The organism is Tardiphaga sp. 768_D3_N2_1 (assembly GCF_052076105.1).
Lineage (GTDB): Bacteria > Pseudomonadota > Alphaproteobacteria > Rhizobiales > Xanthobacteraceae > Tardiphaga.
Genome location: NZ_CP197245.1, coordinates 3,643,212 through 3,664,584, shown reverse-complemented (window position 1 = coordinate 3,664,584; position 21,373 = coordinate 3,643,212). Strand labels below are relative to the sequence as shown.

Here is a 21,373-nt window from a genome sequence, read left to right as displayed (position 1 = left end):
ATGACGTGAGCGAGCCGCTGGTCATCATTGGTAACGGAATGGCAGCGGCTCGGCTCGTGGACGAGCTGGCGAAATGCGCGCTTGGTCGATACGCCATTGCCATCATCGGAGACGAACCGCGGCTCGCCTATAATCGCGTATTGTTGTCGTCGGTGCTGGCCGGTGAGGCAACATCCCAGGAAATCGAACTGAAGCCCGCCGCCTGGTGGCGCGACCGCGGCGTCACGCTGAAATACGGCGCCACGGCGACCGCCATCGATATGGCCGCGCGTCAGGTCACCACATCGACCGACAAGCATGTCCCGTTCTCAAAACTGGTCATCGCCACCGGTTCGTCTGCATTGCGGCTGCCGGTGCCGGGTGGTGATCTCAAGGGCGTGCATGTGTTCCGCGACAGCCGCGATGTGGACCTGCTGCTCGAACTCGCCGCGCAGAAGAAGCGCGTCGTCGTGGTCGGTGGCGGCCTGCTGGGCCTCGAAGCTGCCTATGGTCTCGCCAAGGCGGGCGCTGACGTCACGCTGATCCATTTGATGGACCGGCTGATGGAACGCCAGCTCGATGCACCCGCAGCGAACCTTCTGAAAACGCTGGTCGAGCGCAAGGGCGTCCGGATTTTGCTCAACGCCAATACGGCGCGCATCCATGGCAGCGATTGCGTCGAGAGCGTCGAGCTCGCCGATGGCCGTACGCTCGAGGCCGATGCGGTGATCTTTGCCGCCGGCATCCGGCCCAACACATCGCTGGCCAGGGATGCAGGCATCGCCGTCAATCGCGGCATTGTCGTCAACGACCAGATGGCAACCGGCACCGACGACGTCTTTGCACTCGGCGAATGCGCCGAGCATCGCGGCACCTGCTATGGGCTCGTCGAGCCCGCTTACGAACAGGCCCGGGTGTTGGCGCGCCATCTCGCGGGCAAGGATGCTGCCTATGCGGGCAGCGTGCTCTCTACCAATCTCAAGGTCTCCGGGGTCAGCGTTTTCTCCGCTGGAGATTTCATGGCGGCCGAAGGTAGCGAAACACTGCTGCTCAACGATGTCCGCCGCGGCACCTATAAGAAGCTGGTGATTGCGGGTGGCGCGCTCACTGGCGCGGTGTTGGTCGGCGATACGCAGGATGCGCTGTGGTATCTCGAACTGATCCGCAGCGGCGCTGATATTTCCGATATCCGCGCCGAGATGATGTTCGGTCGCGCGCTCGCGGTCCGCGCGGAGGCGGCGTGATGAATGCGATCGATCCGCATCTGCACGCCACGCGCACCACATGCCCTTACTGCGGTGTCGGTTGCGGCGTACTGGCGACGCCGGACGGCAACGGTGGCGCAGCGATTGCGGGCGATCCCGCGCATCCCGCCAATCTCGGTCGGCTCTGTTCGAAAGGATCGGCGCTCGGTGAAACACTGAGCCTCGGCGAGCGCCTGCTGTATCCGATGATGCGCGGTGACGACGGCGAGATGGTGCAGGTTGCCTGGAGCGATGCGCTGGATCACGTCGCCGAGGGATTTCAGAAGGTCGTCGCTGAACATGGTCCCGGTGCCGTAGCATTTTATCTCTCAGGCCAGTTGCTGACCGAGGATTACTACGTCGCCAACAAGCTGATGAAGGGCTTTCTCGGCAGCGCTAATGTCGATACCAATTCGCGGCTCTGCATGGCCTCGTCTGTGGCTGGCCACAAGCGTGCGTTCGGCGCCGATACGGTGCCGGGATGCTATGAAGATCTCGACCAGGCCGATCTACTGGTGCTGGTCGGCTCCAATGCCGCCTGGTGTCATCCGGTGCTGTATCAGCGCATGCTGGCCAACAAGAACAGCCGCGGTGCGCGCATCGTCGTGATCGATCCGCGCCGCACCGACACGGTCGGCGATGATGATCTGTTTCTCGGTCTGAAGCCGGGCACCGACACGGCGCTGTTCAGCGGGCTGTTCGCCTATCTCGCCGACAACGGGGCGCTCGACCGCAGCTATATCGATGAGCATACGTCAGGCTTTGACGATGCGCTGGCGCGGGCCAGAACCATCGCCGGCAGCGTGGCGGCGACGGCAAAGGCGACCGGACTTGACGAGATCGATGTCGCGACCTTCTTCCAGATGTTCAAGGCGACGCCGCGCGTGGTCACGCTGTATTCGCAGGGCGTCAACCAGTCGGCGCAGGGCACCGACAAGGTCAATGCGATCCTCAACTGCCATCTCGCCACCGGCCGGATCGGCAAGCTTGGTGCGTCTCCGTTCTCGCTCACCGGCCAGCCGAACGCCATGGGCGGCCGCGAGGTCGGCGGCCTCGCCAATCAGCTCGCCGCCCATATGGGTTTCACGCCTGTTGAGATCGACCGTGTGCGCCGCTTCTGGAAGGCGCCACATATAGCCACCCATGAAGGCCTCAAGGCGGTGCAGATGTTCGAGGCCATCGGCCGCGGCGAGATTCGGGCGTTGTGGGTGATGGGTACCAATCCCGTGGTGTCGCTTCCCGATGCCGATGCCGTGCGCGCGGCGCTGAGCGGGCTCGATCTGTTCGTGGTGTCGGAAAATGTGCGCTCCAACGATACCGTGAATGCCGGTGCGCATGTGTTGCTGCCCGCGCTGGCCTGGGGCGAGAAGTCCGGTACGGTCACCAATTCCGAACGTCGCCTGTCGCGGCAGCGCTCGTTCCTGCGGGCGCCTGGCGAGACCAGGCCGGACTGGTGGGCGCTGAGCGAAGTCGCCAAGCGCCTGGGTTATGGCGAGTCGTTTGCCTACAGATCGGCCGCCGAGATTTTTCGCGAACACGCCGCCCTTTCGGCCTTCGAGAACAATAGCAACCGCGATTTCGATATCGGCGGGTTGATGAAGGTCTCGGATGAGGCCTTCGATACCATGGCCCCGGTGCAATGGCCGGTGCGTGAGGGGACCACGAAGCCGCAGGCGCGCTTCTTCGCCGATGGCCAATTCTACGCCAATGACCGGCGCGCGCGTTTCATCGCGCCGGAGGCACCGGAGCTGCGCACGAAGGTGTCGACCGAGCGCCCGCTGCGGCTCAATACCGGCCGCGTGCGTGACCAGTGGCACACCATGACGCGCACGGGTCTCAGCCCGCGGCTTGGTCAGCATATTCCGGAGCCCTTCGTCGAGATTCATCCTGACGATGCCGTAGCGTTCGCGATTGTCGATGGCGGCCATGCGCGGCTGACCACCGACTATGGCGAATGCGTGCTGAAAGTGATCGTCAGCGAACGCCAGCAGCGCGGCATGCTGTTCGCTCCAATTCATTGGAATGACGAGACCGCGGGTTTCGCGCGTGTCGGCGGACTTGTTGCGCCGATCACCGACCCGTTCTCCGGTCAGCCCGAGAACAAGGCGACACCGGTGGCGATCGCACCTGCGGTGTTCGCACAGCGTGGCTTCGTGCTGTCGCGCAGTCCGCTGGAGATGCCGCTCAGCGTGCAATGGGCGCGCGTCGCGGTCACGGGCGGCGTCGGCTATCTGCTCTCGGACAATGCCGATGTCGAGACCTGGCAGAGCTGGTTGAAGCCGCTGCTGGGCGATGACGCCGCTGAATATGAAGATATCGGTCGTGGTGTCTATCGTGCTGTGTCGTTCAAGGATGACGGGATCGAGACCTGTCTGTTCATCGGCCCGACGGAGGGGGCGCTCTCCTGGGATGCCGTGAAGGACTTGTTCGCCGCCGAGACCGTCAGCGACGACCAGCGCCGTACGCTGCTCTCTGGAAAGTCCGCCGATGGCGCGGCCAGTGCCGGTCCGATCGTCTGCGCCTGCTTCGGCGTCGGCCGCAACACCATCTGTGACGCCATCGCGGCGGGGGCGGGGACGGCTGCCGAGATCGGAGCCAGGCTCAAGGCCGGCACCAATTGCGGCTCGTGCATTCCCGAGCTCAAGCGCCTGATTGCCGCGAGCGAAACAGCGCCGGATGAGCAGAGGAAGGTGGCGGCGAGCTAGAACGCCGGCTTCCCGCCGTCACTTCACCGCGCCCGCCGTCAGCCCCGCCACGATCTGCCTTTGTGCAAACATGGTCAGCAGCAGCACCGGCAGCGTCACGATGAGTGCCGCCGCCGCCAGCGGCCCCCAGCTCAACTGATCGAACGAGATCATGTTGTAGACCGCGACCGGCAGTGTCCGCGTCTCGCGGCCGGCCAGCACGATGCCGAAGACGAAGTTGTTCCAGGAGAAGATCACCGAGAGGATGAAGGCAACGGCGATGCCTGAGCGGGCAATCGGCAGTGCGACGTGGCGGAACACCTGCCAGCGATTGGCGCCGTCGATGATGGCGGATTCTTCCAGCTCCATCGGCGTCGTCTCGAAATAGCCGATCATGATCCAGATCACGATGGGGACGGTAACCACGAGATGGATGATGATCTGCGGCCACAACGTGCCGAGCAGGCCGAGCCACTGGAACAGCAGGAATAGCGGGATCAGATAGGACAGGCCGGGGGTGATGCGCGCGATCAGGATCACGATGGCCGATTTGCGCGCGCGCATGCGCGCGATGCCGTAACCGGCAGGCACGCCGACGATGAGAGCGAACAAGGTGGCCGAGCCGGTGACGATCAGCGTGTTGAAGAAATAGGTCATGAACCGCTTGGATTCGATGACGGCGGCGTAATTGCCCCAATTGACACGGTCGGGGATGAAGACCGGCGGATAGGACGCGTTGTCGATCTCGAATTTCAGCGACAGCGACAGCATCCAGAGGAAGAACAGTACCGCCGGCGAAACGATCACGATGAAGGCGAAAGTCAGGCCGAGTTTGTTGAGAAAGCCCCGCATGGTCAGGCACTGCCTCCGGCTTCGTTCCAGTGGGTGCGCTGGCGCAGATGCAAGAGCGCGCCGGCGAGGGCGACGATAAGTGCGAAGAACACCACCACGATCGCGGAGGCATAGCCGACGTCGTAATAGACGAAGGCGACGCTATAGAGATAGAGATTGATGGTTTCCGAGGCGCTGCCCGGGCCGCCTTGCGTAATGGCGAAGATGATGTCGAAACTCTTCACGGCGTCGATCATGCGGATCATCGCTGCGATAAAGAGAAACGGCATGATCATCGGCAGCGAGATGTAGCGGAAGGTCTGCCACGGTGTCGCGCCGTCGATCTGGGCGCTTTCATAGGGCTCGGTCGGAATCGCGCTGAGGCCACCGAGCACGATCAGCATGACCAGCGGCGTCCATTGCCACGTCTCCACCAGCACCAGCGACGGGATTGCGGTGGCGGGATGGAATACCCAGAGCGATGGAGGCAGGCCGAACAGCGACAGCAGATAGTTCAACACCCCGAGCTGCGGGTGGAACATCATCGTCCACACCAGTGCGATGGCAACCGGCGTCGCCATCATCGGCAGGATGAACAGACCGCGGAAGAAGCCACGCAGCGGAAACTTGTTGTTGAAGATCACTGCCGCCAGTGTGCCGAGGATCAGCGGCAGCGCGACTGATAGAGCCGTGTAGACCAGCGTATGCCCCACGGATTCCACAAACCGCGCATCGCTTGGCAGCCTGAGATAATTGGCGAAGCCGACAAAGGTCGGCGCCTGGCCGACCTTCCATTCGTGCAGGCTCATCCAGATCGTATAGACCCACGGGAAGATGATGACCGCCATGACGACGATCATCGCTGGAATTACGAACGGCCAATAGGAAATTGGCCGCCACTCGTTCTTTTGCGCAGTCGCCGTGTCGGCCGCGACCGTTGCGGTCGTTTTGGCGACTGCCTTTCCCGCTGTCAGTTCGCTCACGACTTTTCGCTGCGCTCCAGAATCGGCCGGAACTGTTCGTGGGCCTTCTTCAGCTCGCTCGCCGGATCGGCGCCTGCCAGCGTGGCGGTGACGGCGGCACCGACAAGGTCGCGGAATTCGGCGACAGGCACGATGACCGGGAGGCCGAGCTTGCTGATCTTGGCGGAGGCGATCACCGAATCCAGCCACTCCTGGTTTTTCACGCCCTTGCGCACCGTCTCGTCGTTGAGGATCGAATTGCGGAACGGCACGCCGCCGCCGCTCTGCAACAGCCGGGCGCCCATGGTCTTCGACACCGCCCATTGGCAATAGAGATAGGCGGCTTCCTTCTTCGTCGAGGTTTTGGCGATGCCGATGCCGTCGCCATAGGCGGCGGAGAATTGCCCCTTTGGTCCGGCGGGTACGACGGTGTAGCCGATCTTGCCGACGACGCGCGATGCATTGGGGTCCTCGATCGGCGGCGCCCAGCCGACGCCGTCGATCCACATGGCCGCGCGGCCCTGTGTCAGCGAGGCCATCGACTCCATCCAGTTGAAGCCGGCGACGCCGGGAGGCGCGGTCTTGGTGAGGAGGCGCTGATACATCTTGGTGGCTTCGATCGCCTCGGGTCCATCGGTCAGGATGTTGCCCTTGGCATCGAGGAATTCGCCGCCATAGTTGAGGAAGAAATTGGTCCACAGCGTCATGTTGGCGTTGCGTAAGCCCCGCCCGGTGAAGCCGTAGATGCCGTTGGCGGGATCGTTGAGCTTCTCGGCGGCTGCCGCCATCTCATCCATGGTCTTCGGAACTGCGACGCCTTTCTTGGCGAACATTTCCTTGTTGTAGTACAGGATGAAGTAATCCACCGACCACGGCAGCGAATGCATCTCGCCTTTGTCGTTCTGTGCAAACTGCAGCCCGCCCGCAGAGAAGTCTTCCACCTTCAGATCCGGCGCGGTGAGGTTCGGGTCCTTCATAAAGCCCGTGAGATCGGCGAGCCAGCCAGCCTTTTCGAACTGGCGCTTCTGGACGTGGTAGCTGACATGCACGACGTCGAAGCTGGGCTTGCCGGAGGTGAGTTCGATGACGGCCTTCTGGCGTTGTTGCTGCTCCGGGATTATCTCGGACTCGACCTTGATGCCGGTCAGTTCGGTGAATTCGGAGGCGTATTTCTGCAGCAGTTCGCCGCGCGGGCCCTTGATCAGATTGGCCTCGATCGTTGTGCCCGCATATTTTTTCCAGGCGGGATCGGCGAAAGCCGGAATGCCGGTGAGACCAAGCGCGCTGGTGGCGAGTGCCCCCTGCACAAAGGCGCGACGAGTCGGGCCGTGAAAAGCCATGTGTCATCCTCCCTCAAGCCGCCTTTACCGGCGGTGATTTTATGGTCGCTCCCCGTGGACCGGAGATGCGCCTCAGGGATCGTAACACGATGGAGGGAGGCGACAAGGCCGCGCGGCAGTTGTCAGACAACTTTGCACACCGCATGCATCTTACGCAGATTGCTGTGCCGCTCAGTCCTTGACGTCGCGGCCGAGCCGGCGAGAGATCGCATTGGTGCAATCGAGCAGGGCCTTGGCAATCGGGCTGTTCCAGTTGACGTCGAACGTGCCCACCGGGCCCATGGCGGTGACGGCCAGGACGACCGCGCCGCTATGATCGAATACCGGTGCGGAGAAGGCATTGACGCCGCGCAGGGGCTCGCCGACAGCGCGGGCTAGCCCCCGCGTGCGGATGTCGGCGAGGATCTTGTCGATGGCCGGGCCTTTTATCTTGCGGTCCGGCTCGTAGCCGATCGAGAGCCGATCGAGATCTTCCGCGAGTGCGGCATTGATGGTCGCAGGTGGCATGAATGCCGCGAAGACGCGCCCCGTTGCGGTTTCGAGCAAGGACACCGTGGAGCCCACGCGCATCGCGATGTGCACGGGATGGCTGGGTTCTTCCAGCCGTACCACGGTCGGTCCGTGGGTCCCCCAGATCGCCAGCGAGACGGAGTGGTCGATCGTACCCGCGAGAGCGGTAATGGCCGGCGTTGCGACACGGACGGCCGACAGGCGACGCAGCGTCACGATGCCGAGTTCGAGGGCGAGCGCACCGAATTCATAGCGGCCGGTGGACGGGTCCTGCTCGATCAGGCCGATGCGGGAGAAACTGGCGAGATAGGGATGCGCCTTGGCCGGTGACATGCCGGCCTCGCGCGCCAAATCCCGCAACATCATCGGTTCGCCGTTGCGCACCAGCGCTTGCAGCAATTCACCCCCGACCTCGATCGACTGAATCCCGCGACTCTCTTTAGCCATGCTTGCCCCAAACCAGTGCCGCGGACACTACACGGCCAGGAAGCCTCCATCCACTGGCAAGGTCACGCCTGTGACATAGGACGCCATAGGTGAAGCGAGGAATACAACAGGGCCGATCAGCTCCTCGGGCTGGCCGACGCGCCCCAGTGGCGTGCGACCGAGGAAACCGGCCAGCCGCGCGGGATCGTTGCGTGTCGCTTCGGTCATGGCCGTCTCGATCACGCCCGGCGCGATGGCATTGACGCGCACGCCGTCTTTGGCAACTTCGCGCGCCAGCGCCTGCGTCAGAAGCTTTACGCCGCCCTTGGAGGGCGAATAGCCCAGCGTATCGGCGACCCCGACGAAAGAGGCGATGGAGCCAAGATTGATCACGCTGCCGCGTCGTGCGCGCAAGGCCGGCAGAAACGCGTGGGTGACATTGAATACGCCATTGAGATTGACGTCGAGCACGCGCCGCCAGTTCTCCACCGCGCGTTCGGAATCGATGCCTTCGCGAATGATGATGCCGGCATTGTTGACCAGGATCGAGGTGTCGCCGGCACTCGCTTTGACGGTCTGTGCAAGCTGTCGGCAAGCGTCGACGTCTGTAACATCGAGATGATGATGCCATGACTGCCGTCCAGCTGCTGCGATCTCGCTCGCCGTGCGCAAGGCGCCATCGCGGTCGATATCGGTCACGATGATATCGGCGCCATGTGCAGCCAGACCCAGCGCAATCGCACGGCCGTTGCCGGCGCCGGCCCCGGTCACCAGCGCAAGCTGGCCCTTCAAGAGATCGGGGGCGAAGCTGGCCATCACGCGGCCTTCACCGGCGCGCCGGCGAGATGGCGACCGGCGATATAGCCGAAGGTCAGCGCGGGGCCGAGCGTAATGCCGGCGCCGGGATAATTACCGCCCATGATGCTCGCCATGTCGTTGCCGGCCGCATAGAGGCCATTGATCACCTGCCCGCTGGCATCGAGCGCACGCGCCTGCGCATCGGTCCTAATGCCGGCGTAAGTGCCGAGATCGCCGATCACCATCTTGATGGCGTAGAACGGCCCCTGTTCGATCGGAGCAACGCAGGGGTTGGGTCCATGGTTCGCGTCGCCCTGGTAGCGATTGTAAGCGCGGGAGCCCTTGCCATAGGCGGGATCGCGGCCTTCGGCGGCGGTGTTGTTGAATTGCGCGACAGTGGTGACGAAGCCGCCGGTGTCGATGCCGGCCTTGCCGGCGAGCTCTTCGAGCGTATTGCCTTTGATGAGATAGCCCGAGTTCAGATATTGGCCGATGGGCATCGGGAAGGGCGGCACGGCCCCGAGCCCGTATTGCCGCAGCGCGCGGTGATCGCAAACAAGCCAGGCCGCGATTTCCTCGCCGGGCTTCGCCGCTTTCATCATCTGCTGGACGAAGGCGTGGTAGGAATTGCCTTCATTGGCGAAGCGGGCGCCGTCGCGCATCACGGCGATCACGCCTGGTTTGGCACGGTCGATGAAATGGGGCATCACGCCTTTACTGCCGTCCTTGCGATGGGTAACGGAGACCGGCACCCAGGCGGCGGCATTCGGCAGCGAGTCCTCGACGCGCCCGCCGGCGGACTCGGCGAGGCGAAGACCATCGCCGGTATTGCCGGTCGGACCTGGCGAGGTGTGCTCTCGACCGGTTGGCGCATGCGGAAACATCGCCTTGCGCCGTTCGATGTCATGTGGGAAGCCGCCGCATGCGAGCACCACGCCGCGTCTCGCATAGATGCGGACGCGCTTGCCATTGCGTTCAACGATGGCGCCACGAACCGTGCCGTTTTCCATGATCAGCTCACGCACCGGGGATGACAGCCACAGCGGAATCTTGAGGTCGAAGGCGGACTTGGCGAGCCGGCCGGCGAGCGCGTTGCCGTTGGTCAGCGTCATGCCGCGGCCATAGCGCAGCACGTTCATGAAATGCTTCGACAGCCGCTTAGCCACATAGACCGCCGAGGTCAGCGATTTGGTCGCGCGCATGAAGTGGATGATGTCCTTGCCGGAGCCGAGCATGATGCCGAACACCGTCAATTCGGGCAGTGGCGCGCCGATATCCTTGATGTGATCGCCAAGCTCACGCCCGTCGAACGGTCGCGCCACCATGGAACGGCCACCCTGTTTACCGCCGGGCGCTTCGGCATCGTAGTCGGGGAAGGTCAACGGCATGTCGAAGCGCACCGCCGTCTTGGAGGTGAAGAAATCCACCGCCTCAGGTCCTGCGGCGAGAAAGGCGTCGACGCGCGCGGCGTCAAAGCTGTTGCCGGCTTCATGGCGCAGATAAGTGCGCGCCTCGTCGGGGCTCTCATTGATGCCCCAGGCGCGCGCCAGCGACGTGCCGGGAATCCACAGCCAGCCGCCCGAGCGCGCGGTCGTGCCACCGAACCGCGGCTCCTTTTCGACGATAAGAACATCGAGCCCACTATGCTTGGCGGTGATGGCCGCCGACATGCCGGAGCAGCCGGAGCCGGCGACCAGCACGTCGCATTCGTAGAGCTCGATATTCGCCTTGGGATCAACAGCCATGAGACCTTACTTCTTCAGCAATGGGCATTTCGATTCAGAGACGGGCCGGAACGCGTCATCGCCCTTCACGGTCTTGACGATGTCGAGATAGTCCCAGGGCTCCTTGGACTCCGACGGCTTCTTGACGCGGGCCAGATACATGTCGCGGATGACGCGGCCGTCTTCGCGCAGTTTGCCGCCGTGGACGAAGGTGTCCTCGATGGGCAGTTCGCGCATCTTGGCCATCACCTTGGCCGGATCGTCGGTGCCGGCGGCCTTGATGGCCTTGAGGTAATGCAAGACAGAGCTGTAAACGCCGGCCTGGATCATGGTTGGCATCACCTTGGTGCGTTCGAAGAATTTCTTCGACCAGGCGCGCGTCTTGTCATCCATGTTCCAGTAGGACGCCGTGGTGAGATAAGTACCTTGCGCAGCGTCGAGGCCGATCGCATGCACATCCGTGTCGAACATCAGCAGGCCGACCAGTTTCTGGCCGCCTTTGACGAGGCCGAATTCGCCGGACTGTTTGATCGAATTGTCGGTGTCCTGGCCGGCATTGGCGAAGGCGACGACTTCCGCCTTCGAGCTTTGCGCCTGCAATGCGAAGGACGAGAAATCGGCCGTGTTGGTCGGATGGCGAACTCCGCCCAGCACCGTGCCGCCGCTTGCCTTGATGAAGCGCGTGGCGTCCTGTTCAAGCTGATTGCCGAAGGCGTAGTCGGCCGTGATGAAGAACCATGACTTTCCACCGCCGGCGACCACAGCAGAGGCCGTCACCTTCGCAAGCGCATAGGTGTCGTAGGTGAAGTGGACCGTGTTGGGGCTGCACAGCTCATCCGTCAGCGTGCTTGCGCCGGGGCCGGACAAGAGCGCGATCTTGTTGCGGTCTTTTGCGAGGTTATGAACCGCGATGGCGATGGCTGAGTTCGGAATATCGACCACGGCATCGACCTTGCCGGCATCGAACCAGTTGCGTGCGATCTGGATACCGACGTCAGACTTCATCTGATGATCGGCGCTGACGATCTCGATCGGCTTGCCGAGCACGGTCGGGCCGAATTCCTCAAGCGCCATCTTGGCGGCTTCAACTGAGCCGGGGCCGCTATTGTCGCGCCCCCAGCTTGAAAGATCTGTGAGGACGCCGATGCGGACGACGTCGTCGGAGACTTGAGCGGAAGCGGTGGATGTCCAAAGCGTGAGCGCGGCTGCGCACACCAGGAACTGGCGTGTCATCTGTTTCTCTCCCCAATGCGGCCTCGTGTCGGGCCAGTCATTCTCTGTTTTTCGATAAATTAGATATTGGCGAAAAAGTTTGTCAATAGCGAATTCGCAGGCGGAAAGGTTTGGGCACGCGCCGGGATGCCGCGCGTGCGGTGCAGTATCAGACTGATCGGAGCTGCGGTCGGACTACGCGACGGTCACGTTGGGGCTATTGCCGCCTGTGGCTTGCATTCACCGCAATTGCTGCAGCAGCTGTACGGTTCTCGACGCCAAGTTTTGCGTAGATCTGCTCGAGATGTTTGTCGACAGTGCGTGGTGAGAGGCCGAGAATCTGCGCGATGTCGCGATTGCTCTTGCCCTTGCTGAGCCAGGACAGCACTTCGCCCTCGCGGCCGGTGAGGCCGAGCTCCTTGCTGAATTCGGCAGGAGCGGTTGGCGCGTTTTCCTTGGCGAGCCGGAGCAGGAATTCGTCGGAGCCCACTTTCCCCATATATTGCAGGCGTAGTAGTTCGTTTTTGGGAAAGCCCGATGACGGCGCCGGCTTTGCGCCCGGCCGCTGCATCTGCTCCAGCCATTGCATCATGATTGGCGGCAGCAGCAATTCATCATTGGGCGCGGCGATCAGGTGATCGTTGAGCAGCTTCTGCGCCTGCGGCGTGGCCCACAGGATGTTGCCCTTGCTGCTCACCGCGAGGAGAAAGCGTCCAGAGACATCGAGCGCGGTGCGTGCGCTCTGCGTCAGTCGCGCATTGGCGAGATGTACGCGGATGCGCGCCAGCATCTCCTCGATAATGATGGGCTTGGTGACGTAATCGACGCCGCCCGCCTCGAGCCCTCGCACGATGTGTTCGGTCTCGGAGAGTCCGGTCATGAAGATCACCGGCACGTCGCCGAGACCTGCATCGCGCTTCAGCCGGCGACAGGTTTCGAAGCCATCGATCCCCGGCATGACGGCATCGAGCAGGATGATATCGGGTGTGATCTGCTCGACGATGCGCATCGCGGCGGCGCCGTCCATGGCCACCATCACGGTCATGCCGGCGCCATCCAGCGCATCGGTCAGCAGACGCAGTGTTTCCGGCGAGTCGTCGACCACCAGCGCGACGTCGCGTTTCTTGTTGTCAGTGGTCATAGGTGTACAGCGTCTTCAGGGTGGCCATGTATTGATCGAGGTCGAAACGGTCGATCAGCGAGCGCATCTGGGCGACGAAGTCGGCATGTTCGGGGTGATCATTGCCGATCTCGTCGAGCTTGAGCTGAATGGCGCGGATGTGGCCCATCTGCCCGAGGCTGATGAGTTCCTCCACATGATGCACTGGCGGCCTTGTGCCGGTGGTGGGTGTCCATTGCGGTAGGGGCGCCACTTCGTCGCGTTCGTATTGCCATTCGATTTTCAGGAGCTGTCCGATCTGTTCGAGCAGCCGCGGCAGTTCGATCGGCTTCATGAGGTAGCCGTCATGGAAGGGCTGGGCAAGCGGCGCTCCATGGGCTTCCAGGGCACTGGCCGAGACCATCAGGATGCGCGCCTGGTGGTGACCCGATGATCGCAGCTTTTCGGCGACGGTCCAGCCATCCATGCCGGCCATGGAGATGTCGAGTAGGAACAGGTCAGGACGGCAATGCTGGGCGAGGCTGAGGCAGGCCGGGCCATCCGGCGCACTGAGCAGGATGAAGCCGAGCGGTGTCAGGACCTGACGCAACAGGTCGCGCTGCGTCGGATCGTCATCGGTGACCAGGATGGTCTTGCGCGGGCCATGATAGCCATAGATCGGCGCATCCACCGGCGCGATGCGCGTCGGGTTGGTGACTTCGGACAGCAGCATCTTGACGCGGAACGTGCTGCCGGTGCCGACCTCGCTGGAGACGCGGATATCGCCGCCCATCACGCCAGCCAGCAGCTTGGAAATGGTGAGGCCAAGACCCGTACCCGTATGCGGCTGTGCAGCGCCGAGTGCGCCACGCTCGAAGGGCGCGAAGATCAGCTCGAGGTCATCCGGCCGGATGCCGGGTCCGGTATCGATAATCTCGAATTCGGCCACCGGGCTGCGATAATGGATCACGAACTGCACGCTGCCGGTCTGCGTGAACTTGATGGCGTTGGAGAGCAGGTTGATCAGGATCTGCCGCAGCCGCTTCTCGTCGGCATAGACGACGGTGGGCAGGATGTTTGGTCGCCGGAATACGAAATCGATGCCCTTGGCGGCAGCCTGCAAGCGGAACATGCCGACGAGCTGATCGAGGAAGTCGGTGAGACGAACCTCGTCGCGTGACAGATAGAGACGCCCGGCCTCGATCTTGGAAATATCCAGAATGCCGTCGATCAGGCCGGACAGATGATCGGCGCTACGCTTGACCACGCGAACCTGATCTCGCGGGCGGGTCTGCAGGCTGTCGTCCTGCTCCAGGAGCTGCGCATAGCCTGATATCGCATTGAGCGGCGACCGCAGCTCGTGGCTGAGGCCGACGACGTAACGGCTCTTGGCGAGATTGGCGGACTCCGCGACTTCCTTGGCGCGCTGCAGCTCGGCATCCGTGCGCTTGTGGGCGTCGATTTCCTGCATCAGCAGGGTGGTCTGCCGCTTGGTCTCGGCTTCAGCGGCGCGGCGGCTTTGCTTGGCCAGCACGAACAGCCATGCCACCACGCCGATGATGATCGCCAGCGCGAAGAACACTTTCCACAGCACTTCCGAGACCTGCGCGCTGTCTCCCGGCGATGCGGCGGAGGTTTGCAGATAGATCAATCCCAGCGTCAGGCCGACGAGGCCGGCAGCGATCATGAAGACGCCGAGATAATGGCCGAGCTGCGAATTGAGCCGGGCCAGGATCGGTTCCGGCAGCAATTTGCCGAACGTCGCCGACATCTGTGCGTCGATCCGCGCATGCGGCTTGCAGAGATCGTGGCAACGCGCATCGAGCGAGCAGCACAGTGAGCAGATCGGGCCGGCATAGGCCGGGCAATGGGCCATATCCTCGGGCTCGAAGGAATGTTCGCAGATACAGCACTGGATCGCTGCCACATTCTGCCAGGCGCGCTTCGGCTTGCGGGCGATGTAGTACTTGCCCCCTGTCGCGAAGGCGATGATGGGGGCGGTGGCGAGCGCGGTGATCAGCGCCACGAAAGGCGACAGCGCCTTGGCCGTGGGTCCAAACAATCCATAGAAGGCGCTAACCGACATCACGGTTGCTGCGAGCATCGCGCCGACGCCGACCGGGTTGACGTCGTAGAGATGCGCGCGCTTGAACTCCATCTGCTGTGGGCGCAGTCCGAGCGGTTTGTTGATGACCAGATCAGCGACCAGCGCGCCGACCCAGGCAATCGCAACATTGGAGTACAGCGCCAGCGTCTGCTCCAGCGCCTTGTAGACGCCGATCTCCATCAACAGCAGCGCGACCATCACGTTGAACACCAGCCAGACAACGCGGCCGGGATGGCTGTGGGTGAGGCGGGAGAAGAAGTTCGACCAGGCGATCGAGCCCGCATAGGCGTTGGTGACGTTGATCTTCAGCTGCGACAGGATCACGAAAGTGCCAGTCAAAGCCAGCGCCAGATCGGGCTGCGACAGCACATAGCGAAACGCTTCGAGATACATATGGGCGGGCTCGGCGGCGTGTTCGGCCGAGACACCGTGCGTCAGCGCGAAATAGGCGAGGAACGAGCCGGCCAGCAGTTTGACCGCGCCGACGATGATCCAGCCCGGGCCGGCGCATAGCAGCGCCACCCACCAGCTCGCACGCGAGCTGCGGCGGTCGCGCGGCAGAAAGCGCAGGAAGTCGACTTGTTCGCCGATCTGGGCGACCAGCGAGAACACGACGGATGCGGCGGTGCCGAACAGCAGGAGATCGAGATGGCCGGCGGCGCTGCCGTGCTCGCCGGGAAATTTTGTCCATGCCACGAAGGAGTCGCGGCTCGCATAGGCGATCGCTGCGAAGGGCAGCAGGTTGAGCACCAGCCAGATCGGCTGGGTCCAGAGCTGGAAACGACTGATCAGCGTGATGCCGTGGGTCACCAGCGGGATGATGACCACGGCCGATATCAGGTAACCGATCGGGCGCGGAATATCGAAACACATCTCCAGCGCGGAGGCGAGAATGACAGCCTCGATGGCGAAAAAGATGAAGGTGAAGGACGCGTAGATCAGCGACGTGACCGTCGAGCCGATATAGCCGAAGCCGGCGCCGCGAGTGAGGAGGTCGATATCGATGCCGCATTTGGCGGCGTGATAGGCGATCGGCAATCCGCAGCAGAAGATGATCACGCTGACCACCAGGATCGCCGCGGTGGCGTTGGTCATGCCGTAATTGATGGTGATGGTGCCGCCGATGGCCTCAAGGGCCAGAAACGAAATGGCGCCGAGGGCCGTATTGGCGACCCGCGCGGCGGACCAGCGCCGGGCGCTCTTCGCCGTAAAGCGGAGTGCGTAATCTTCCAGGGTCTGGTTGGCGACCCATTGGTTGTACTGGCGTCTGACGCGGTCGATACGCTGCCGCCCTGCCACTACCTCGCTCCTGACCCTGTTAAACTTAGAAGACCCGCCAACTACGCATATTTGCGTGATGCAAAAATCTACGTCGGCATTTTGCGGTGCAGTATACGCGATCTCGCGTATCCGGGTAGCGCTCAAGTTCAGCAATGCTTGCCTCACCAATAAGCGTCCAAACCAGTGGGGTTGTCATGTCAGACGAGAAGAAACCGGGCCTGCAGTCGCCGTTACGGCGCAAATTGCTGATGGGAATGGCCGCGTTGCCAGCGATGTCCATGCTTCCGCGCACATCTTTTGCGCAGGCACCGGCCACCTCGGCCATCAACACCACGGGCCTTGCGGTCACTGATACGGAAGTCACCGTCGGTATCCTGCACTCGGTCACCGGTACCATGGCGATCTCGGAAACTGGCTCGGTGCAGGCCGAAAAGCTCGCCATCGACCAGATTAATGCGATGGGCGGCGTGCTCGGCCGCAAGATCAAATTCATCCAGGAAGACGGTGCATCGGACTGGCCGACCTTCGCCGAAAAGGCCAAGAAGCTACTGGTCAATGACAAGGTTGCGGCCATCATGGGCTGCTGGACCTCGGCCTCCCGCAAGGCCGTGCTGCCGGTCGTGGAACAGTATAACGGCATGCTCTACTACCCGACCTTCTATGAAGGTCTCGAGCAGTCCAAGAATGTCATCTATACCGGTCAGGAAGCGACGCAGCAAATCCTCGCCGGCCTCGACTGGGTCTCCAAGACCAAGAATGGCAAGAGCTTCTACCTGATCGGCTCGGATTATATCTGGCCGCGCACGTCGATGAAGATTGCGCGCAAGCACATCGAGGGCAAGCTCGGCGGCAAGGTCGCCGGCGAAGAATACTTCCCGCTCGGCCACACCCAGTTCAACTCGGTGATCAACAAGATCAAGCTGACCAAGCCGGACGTGATCTATGCCGCTGTCGTCGGTGGCTCCAACGTCGCTTTCTACAAGCAGCTCAAGGCCGCCGGCATCGATCTGTCGAAGCAGACCATGCTGACCATCTCGGTCACCGAGGACGAAATCGACGGTATCGGCGGCGAGAACATCGCGGGCGCCTATGCCTGTATGAAGTACTTCCAGTCGCTCGACAATCCGAACAACAAGGAATTCGTCGCCGCCTTCAAGAAGATGTGGGGCGAGAAGACCGTGATCGGCGACGTGACGCAGGCCGCCTATCTCGGCCCGTGGCTGTGGAAAATGACGGTCGAGAAAGCCGGCTCGTTCGACGTCGACAAGATCGCGGCGGCGTCAGCTGGCATCGAGTTCACTAAGGCGCCGGAAGGCTACGTCAAGATCCATCCGAACCACCATCTGTGGTCGAAGGCCCGCGTCGGCCAGGCCCAGCTCGATGGCCAGTTCAAGGTGGTCTACGAGACACCCGAACTGATCGAGCCGGATCCGTTCCCCAAGGGCTACCAGTAAGAGGGCTACCAGTAAGCCTTCCTCCCCGAGCGCGGCGTGATCGCCGCGCCCCACCTCTCCCTGGCGCGGACGACCTATCCGCGCAAGACGACCCCGCGTCGCGTCTCCATGCGCGGCGCGGGATCCTTTCCCTGACGGAGGACGGATCGATGTTCGGCGACTATTCGATTGGCGATCTTGGCGCCATCTTTGCGATGCAGGGCTTTGCCGGCCTGATCCTGTTCTCGGTCTATGTGCTGATGGCCCTCGGTCTCGCAATCATCTTCGGCCAGATGGGCGTCATCAACATGGCCCATGGCGAATTCATGATCCTGGGCGCCTACGTCACCTGGATGACGTCGAGCTTCTTTCAGTCGCATCTCCCGTCGCTGTTCTCCGGCTACTTCTTCGTCGCCATGATCCTCGCCTTCATTGCCTCAGGTGCGCTGGGAATGCTGGTCGAATGGGGACTGATACGACATCTCTACAAGCGCCCGCTCGACACGTTGCTGGCGACCTGGGGTCTCAGCCTGATCCTGCAGCAGGCCTATCGTTCGGTGTTCGGTGCCCGCGAAGTCGGTGTTGAGCTGCCGCAGTGGATGATGGGCTCGAAGCAGGTCACCGACACGATCGAAGTGCCGATCAACGGTATCTTCGTGATGTGCCTGACAGCGGCGATCACAGCGGTCGTTGCCTGGATCATGTTCAAGTCGCGCTGGGGCAAGCAGGTGCGCGCCGTGGTGCAGAACCGCGTGATGGCGGGTGCCGTCGGCATCAATACCGAGAAGGTCGATCGCTATACCTTCGGCCTCGGCTGCGGCATCGCCGGCATCGCGGGCTCCGCCTTCACGATGATCGGCTCCACCGGTCCGACCTCGGGTCAGCTCTACATTGTCGATACGTTCCTCGTCGTCGTGTTCGGCGGCGCGGCCAGCCTGTTCGGCACCATCGCCTCGGCCTTCACCATCTCCCAGGCACAGTCGACCATGGAATTCTTCATGTCCGGCTCGATGGCCAAGGTGCTGACGCTGCTCACCATCGTCGCGATCCTGATGATCCGGCCACAGGGCCTGTTCGCCCTCAAGGTCCGCAAGTAAGCGCGAATTACAGAAAGAGCAGGGCATACGCATCATGATCAATTCTCGCTTCTTCAACCGCTCGGAACTGATCGGCTTCCTGTCGCTGCTATTGTTGCTCGCGGTGATCCTCCCGCTGTTTCTCGACGTGTTCCGTCTCAACCTCGTCGCCAAATATCTGACCTATGCCTTCGTCGCCATCGGCCTCGTGATGTGCTGGGGCTATGGCGGCATTCTCAGTCTCGGGCAGGGTGTGTTCTTCGGCCTCGGCGGCTACTGCATGGCGATGTTCCTGAAGCTGGAGGCGTCCAGCGTCGAGAACACCAAGATCCAGTCGACTCCGGGCATTCCGGATTTCATGGACTGGAACCAGATCACGTCGTTGCCGATGTTCTGGAAACCGTTCCACTCGCTGCCGCTGACCATCATCGCCATCCTCGTGGTGCCGACGCTACTCGCCTTCATCATCGGCGCCGCAATGTTCAAGCGCCGCGTCGGCGGCGTCTATTTCGCCATCATCACCCAGGCCATTGCCGCGATCGCGACCATTCTGATCATCGGTCAGCAAGGCTATACCGGCGGCATCAACGGCATGACCGACCTGCGCACGCTGAACGGATGGGATATCCGCACCGACCACGCCAAGGTCATTCTCTACTTCTTCGAAGTGTTCGTGCTGTTCGCCTGCATCATCACGGCGCAATTCATCCGGCTGACCAAGCTCGGCCGCATTCTGGTGGCGATGCGCGAGCAGGAAGACCGCGTGCGGTTCTCGGGCTACAGCGTCGCCAATTTCAAGATCTTCGCCTTCTGCGCTGCTGCGATGTTCGCCGCGATCGGCGGCGCCATGTTCACGCTGCAGATCGGTTTCATGTCGCCATCCTTCGTCGGCATTGTGCCGTCGATCGAAATGGTCATCTACACCGCCGTCGGCGGCCGCATGTCGATCTTCGGCGCCGTCTACGGCACGCTGCTGGTGAACTACGCCAAGACGATGCTGTCAGAATCCTTCCCCGAACTCTGGCTGTTCGGCCTCGGCGGTCTGTTCATTGCGGTGGTGTTGTTCTTCCCGAATGGACTGTCAGGCATCTGGCGCGATCACGTGGCACGCCATGTGGACCGGCTGTTCGCCATGCGCTCGTCGGCATCGCGCAAAGCCTGGGCCAGCAAATCCGTCGCCGACGGCGCACCGGCAGAGTAGGGGACAGATCATGCTTATTGGACATCAGCCCAAGGATTTCCTGCTCGCGGTCGAAGGGCTCACCGTTTCCTTCGATGGCTTCAAGGCTGTCAATGATCTGTCCTTCTATGTCGAGGAGAACGAGATCCGCGTCATCATCGGCCCCAACGGCGCCGGCAAGACCACGGTGCTAGATCTGATCTGCGGCAAGACCAAAGCCACCTCGGGTTCGGTGCAGTTTCGCGGCACGGAGCTGACCAAGCTGAAGGAAAACCAGATCGTGCAGGCCGGCGTCGGCCGCAAGTTCCAGACGCCGTCGGTCTACGAGGATCTCACGGTGTTCGAGAATCTGGAGATCTGCTATCCGCGCGGCCGCTCGGTTTTCGGCTCGCTGATGTTCAAGCGCGACGCCGCGGTGAAGGAGCGCGTCGAGGAAGTCGCCGAGATGATCTTCCTCAAGGATCGCCTCAACATGTATGCCGACGTGCTGTCGCACGGCCAGAAGCAGTGGCTCGAGATCGGCATGTTGCTGATCCAGGACCCCGATCTTTTGATGCTCGACGAGCCCGTCGCCGGCATGAGCGTCAGCGAGCGCGTCAAGACCGCCGAGCTGCTCAACACGATCATCAAGAACCGTTCGGTGCTGGTGATCGAACACGACATGAAATTTGTCGAGGACATCGCCCACAAGGTGACCGTGCTGCATCAGGGACAGATCCTGTCCGAAGGCACCATGGAAAAGGTTCAGAACGACCCCAAGGTCATCGAAGTCTATCTGGGTCATTGAGGAGATCATCATGTTTGCGATCAACGATCTCCATGTTGCTTACGGCCAGAGCGAAGTCCTGCATGGCCTGAACGTGTCGGTGCAGCCCAACGAAATCGTGGCCATCATGGGCCGCAACGGCATGGGCAAGACCACGCTGATGAAATCGCTGATGGGCATCGTGCCGACCAAGTCGGGCTCGGTGACTATGGAAGGCAAGGAGCTCGGCGCGCTGAAGAGCTATGAGCGCGTCGCGCGCGGCCTCGCTTACGTGCCGCAGGGCCGCATGATCTTCTCCCACATGACGGTGAAGGAGAACATCGAGACCGGCCTCGTCGCTTCCGGCGAGAAGGAAGTCCCGGGCGATCTCTATGAGCTGTTTCCGGTGCTGCTGGAAATGAAAGGCCGCCGCGGCGGCAATCTGTCCGGTGGCCAGCAACAGCAGCTCGCCATCGCGCGGGCGCTCGCAACCAAACCGAAAGTGCTTCTGCTGGACGAGCCGACCGAAGGCATCCAGCCATCGATCATCAAGGACATGGCGCGCACGCTGAAGCACATCCGCGACACGAAAGGCCTGTCGATCATCGTCTCCGAACAGGTGCTGAGCTTCGCGCTCGATGTCGCCGATCGCGTTCTGGTGATCGAGAACGGCGAAATCGTTCGCGATGAAGCGCGCGAAGGAATCGATGCCGCTCAGATCGCCAAATACCTGTCCGTCTAA

At 62.2% G+C, this 21,373-nt stretch carries 16 protein-coding genes; 7 read left to right on the top strand and 9 right to left on the bottom strand.

What is annotated here, in order from left to right:
* The first annotated feature begins 5 nt into the window (after positions 1-5).
* The gene (locus AB8A27_RS17285; RefSeq protein WP_441242956.1) at positions 6-1,223 is read left to right on the top strand and encodes an NAD(P)/FAD-dependent oxidoreductase; all 1,218 of its coding nucleotides are present in this window, start codon (positions 6-8) and stop codon (positions 1,221-1,223) included.
* Positions 1,223-3,928 carry a molybdopterin-dependent oxidoreductase gene (locus tag AB8A27_RS17280; protein ID WP_441242955.1) on the top strand — a complete coding sequence of 902 codons (2,706 nt, stop codon included), beginning with the start codon at positions 1,223-1,225 and terminating at the stop codon, positions 3,926-3,928. The genes AB8A27_RS17285 and AB8A27_RS17280 overlap by 1 nt, the downstream gene beginning before the upstream one ends.
* 18 nt (positions 3,929-3,946) lie before the next feature.
* On the opposite strand, the gene AB8A27_RS17275 is transcribed toward AB8A27_RS17280, so the two are convergent.
* The 9 genes from AB8A27_RS17275 to AB8A27_RS17235 form a co-directional block, all read right to left on the bottom strand.
* A complete protein-coding gene (locus tag AB8A27_RS17275) occupies positions 3,947-4,759 on the bottom strand; it encodes a carbohydrate ABC transporter permease (RefSeq protein WP_441242954.1) in 813 nt (270 codons plus the stop codon).
* A gap of 2 nt (positions 4,760-4,761) precedes the next feature.
* Positions 4,762-5,628 carry a carbohydrate ABC transporter permease gene (locus AB8A27_RS17270; protein WP_441244941.1) on the bottom strand — a complete coding sequence of 289 codons (867 nt, stop codon included), beginning with the start codon at positions 5,626-5,628 and terminating at the stop codon, positions 4,762-4,764.
* Between the two features lie 89 nt (positions 5,629-5,717).
* Positions 5,718-7,040 (bottom strand): ABC transporter substrate-binding protein, encoded by a 1,323-nt coding sequence (locus tag AB8A27_RS17265; protein WP_441242953.1) that lies wholly within the window; start codon positions 7,038-7,040, stop codon positions 5,718-5,720.
* A 171-nt stretch (positions 7,041-7,211) separates the two neighbouring features.
* Positions 7,212-7,997: an IclR family transcriptional regulator gene (locus tag AB8A27_RS17260; RefSeq protein WP_441242952.1), complete on the bottom strand. Its 786-nt coding sequence runs from the start codon at positions 7,995-7,997 to the stop codon at positions 7,212-7,214.
* Between the two features lie 27 nt (positions 7,998-8,024).
* The gene (locus AB8A27_RS17255; RefSeq protein WP_441242951.1) at positions 8,025-8,792 is read right to left on the bottom strand and encodes an SDR family NAD(P)-dependent oxidoreductase; all 768 of its coding nucleotides are present in this window, start codon (positions 8,790-8,792) and stop codon (positions 8,025-8,027) included.
* Positions 8,792-10,519, bottom strand: coding sequence for an FAD-dependent oxidoreductase (locus AB8A27_RS17250; protein ID WP_441242950.1), 1,728 nt, complete (start codon positions 10,517-10,519; stop codon positions 8,792-8,794). Before AB8A27_RS17250 ends, AB8A27_RS17255 begins: the two co-directional genes overlap by 1 nt.
* Before the next feature lie 6 nt (positions 10,520-10,525).
* On the bottom strand, positions 10,526-11,731 hold the full coding sequence (locus AB8A27_RS17245) for an ABC transporter substrate-binding protein (protein ID WP_441242949.1): 1,206 nt from the start codon (positions 11,729-11,731) through the stop codon (positions 10,526-10,528).
* Between the two features lie 196 nt (positions 11,732-11,927).
* Positions 11,928-12,851, bottom strand: a complete 924-nt coding sequence (locus AB8A27_RS17240; protein WP_441242948.1) for a response regulator — start codon at positions 12,849-12,851, stop codon at positions 11,928-11,930.
* Positions 12,841-16,215 (bottom strand): hybrid sensor histidine kinase/response regulator, encoded by a 3,375-nt coding sequence (locus tag AB8A27_RS17235; protein ID WP_441242947.1) that lies wholly within the window; start codon positions 16,213-16,215, stop codon positions 12,841-12,843. The genes AB8A27_RS17240 and AB8A27_RS17235 overlap by 11 nt, the downstream gene beginning before the upstream one ends.
* Positions 16,216-16,391: 176 nt before the next feature.
* Here AB8A27_RS17235 and urtA point away from each other — a divergent pair, with 176 nt between their 5' ends.
* The 5 genes from urtA (at position 16,392) to urtE (ending at position 21,373) form a co-directional block, all read left to right on the top strand.
* Positions 16,392-17,651, top strand: coding sequence for an urea ABC transporter substrate-binding protein (urtA, locus tag AB8A27_RS17230; RefSeq protein WP_441242946.1), 1,260 nt, complete (start codon positions 16,392-16,394; stop codon positions 17,649-17,651).
* A gap of 149 nt (positions 17,652-17,800) precedes the next feature.
* Positions 17,801-18,727: an urea ABC transporter permease subunit UrtB gene (gene urtB / locus AB8A27_RS17225; RefSeq protein WP_441242945.1), complete on the top strand. Its 927-nt coding sequence runs from the start codon at positions 17,801-17,803 to the stop codon at positions 18,725-18,727.
* A gap of 34 nt (positions 18,728-18,761) precedes the next feature.
* Positions 18,762-19,907 (top strand): urea ABC transporter permease subunit UrtC, encoded by a 1,146-nt coding sequence (urtC, locus tag AB8A27_RS17220; protein WP_441242944.1) that lies wholly within the window; start codon positions 18,762-18,764, stop codon positions 19,905-19,907.
* 10 nt (positions 19,908-19,917) lie between these two features.
* Positions 19,918-20,673, top strand: coding sequence for an urea ABC transporter ATP-binding protein UrtD (gene urtD, locus AB8A27_RS17215; protein WP_441242943.1), 756 nt, complete (start codon positions 19,918-19,920; stop codon positions 20,671-20,673).
* A gap of 10 nt (positions 20,674-20,683) precedes the next feature.
* Positions 20,684-21,373, top strand: coding sequence for an urea ABC transporter ATP-binding subunit UrtE (gene urtE, locus AB8A27_RS17210; protein WP_441242942.1), 690 nt, complete (start codon positions 20,684-20,686; stop codon positions 21,371-21,373).

Coding starts and splice junctions, on each gene's coding strand:
- AB8A27_RS17280 (WP_441242955.1), top strand. CDS start 1,223: ATGAATGCGATCGATCCGCATCTGCACGCCACGCGCACCACATGCCCT.
- AB8A27_RS17275 (WP_441242954.1), bottom strand. CDS start 4,759: ATGCGGGGCTTTCTCAACAAACTCGGCCTGACTTTCGCCTTCATCGTG.
- AB8A27_RS17265 (WP_441242953.1), bottom strand. CDS start 7,040: ATGGCTTTTCACGGCCCGACTCGTCGCGCCTTTGTGCAGGGGGCACTC.
- AB8A27_RS17260 (WP_441242952.1), bottom strand. CDS start 7,997: ATGGCTAAAGAGAGTCGCGGGATTCAGTCGATCGAGGTCGGGGGTGAA.
- AB8A27_RS17255 (WP_441242951.1), bottom strand. CDS start 8,792: ATGGCCAGCTTCGCCCCCGATCTCTTGAAGGGCCAGCTTGCGCTGGTG.
- AB8A27_RS17250 (WP_441242950.1), bottom strand. CDS start 10,519: ATGGCTGTTGATCCCAAGGCGAATATCGAGCTCTACGAATGCGACGTG.
- AB8A27_RS17245 (WP_441242949.1), bottom strand. CDS start 11,731: ATGACACGCCAGTTCCTGGTGTGCGCAGCCGCGCTCACGCTTTGGACA.
- AB8A27_RS17240 (WP_441242948.1), bottom strand. CDS start 12,851: ATGACCACTGACAACAAGAAACGCGACGTCGCGCTGGTGGTCGACGAC.
- urtA (WP_441242946.1), top strand. CDS start 16,392: ATGTCAGACGAGAAGAAACCGGGCCTGCAGTCGCCGTTACGGCGCAAA.
- urtB (WP_441242945.1), top strand. CDS start 17,801: ATGTTCGGCGACTATTCGATTGGCGATCTTGGCGCCATCTTTGCGATG.
- urtC (WP_441242944.1), top strand. CDS start 18,762: ATGATCAATTCTCGCTTCTTCAACCGCTCGGAACTGATCGGCTTCCTG.
- urtD (WP_441242943.1), top strand. CDS start 19,918: ATGCTTATTGGACATCAGCCCAAGGATTTCCTGCTCGCGGTCGAAGGG.
- urtE (WP_441242942.1), top strand. CDS start 20,684: ATGTTTGCGATCAACGATCTCCATGTTGCTTACGGCCAGAGCGAAGTC.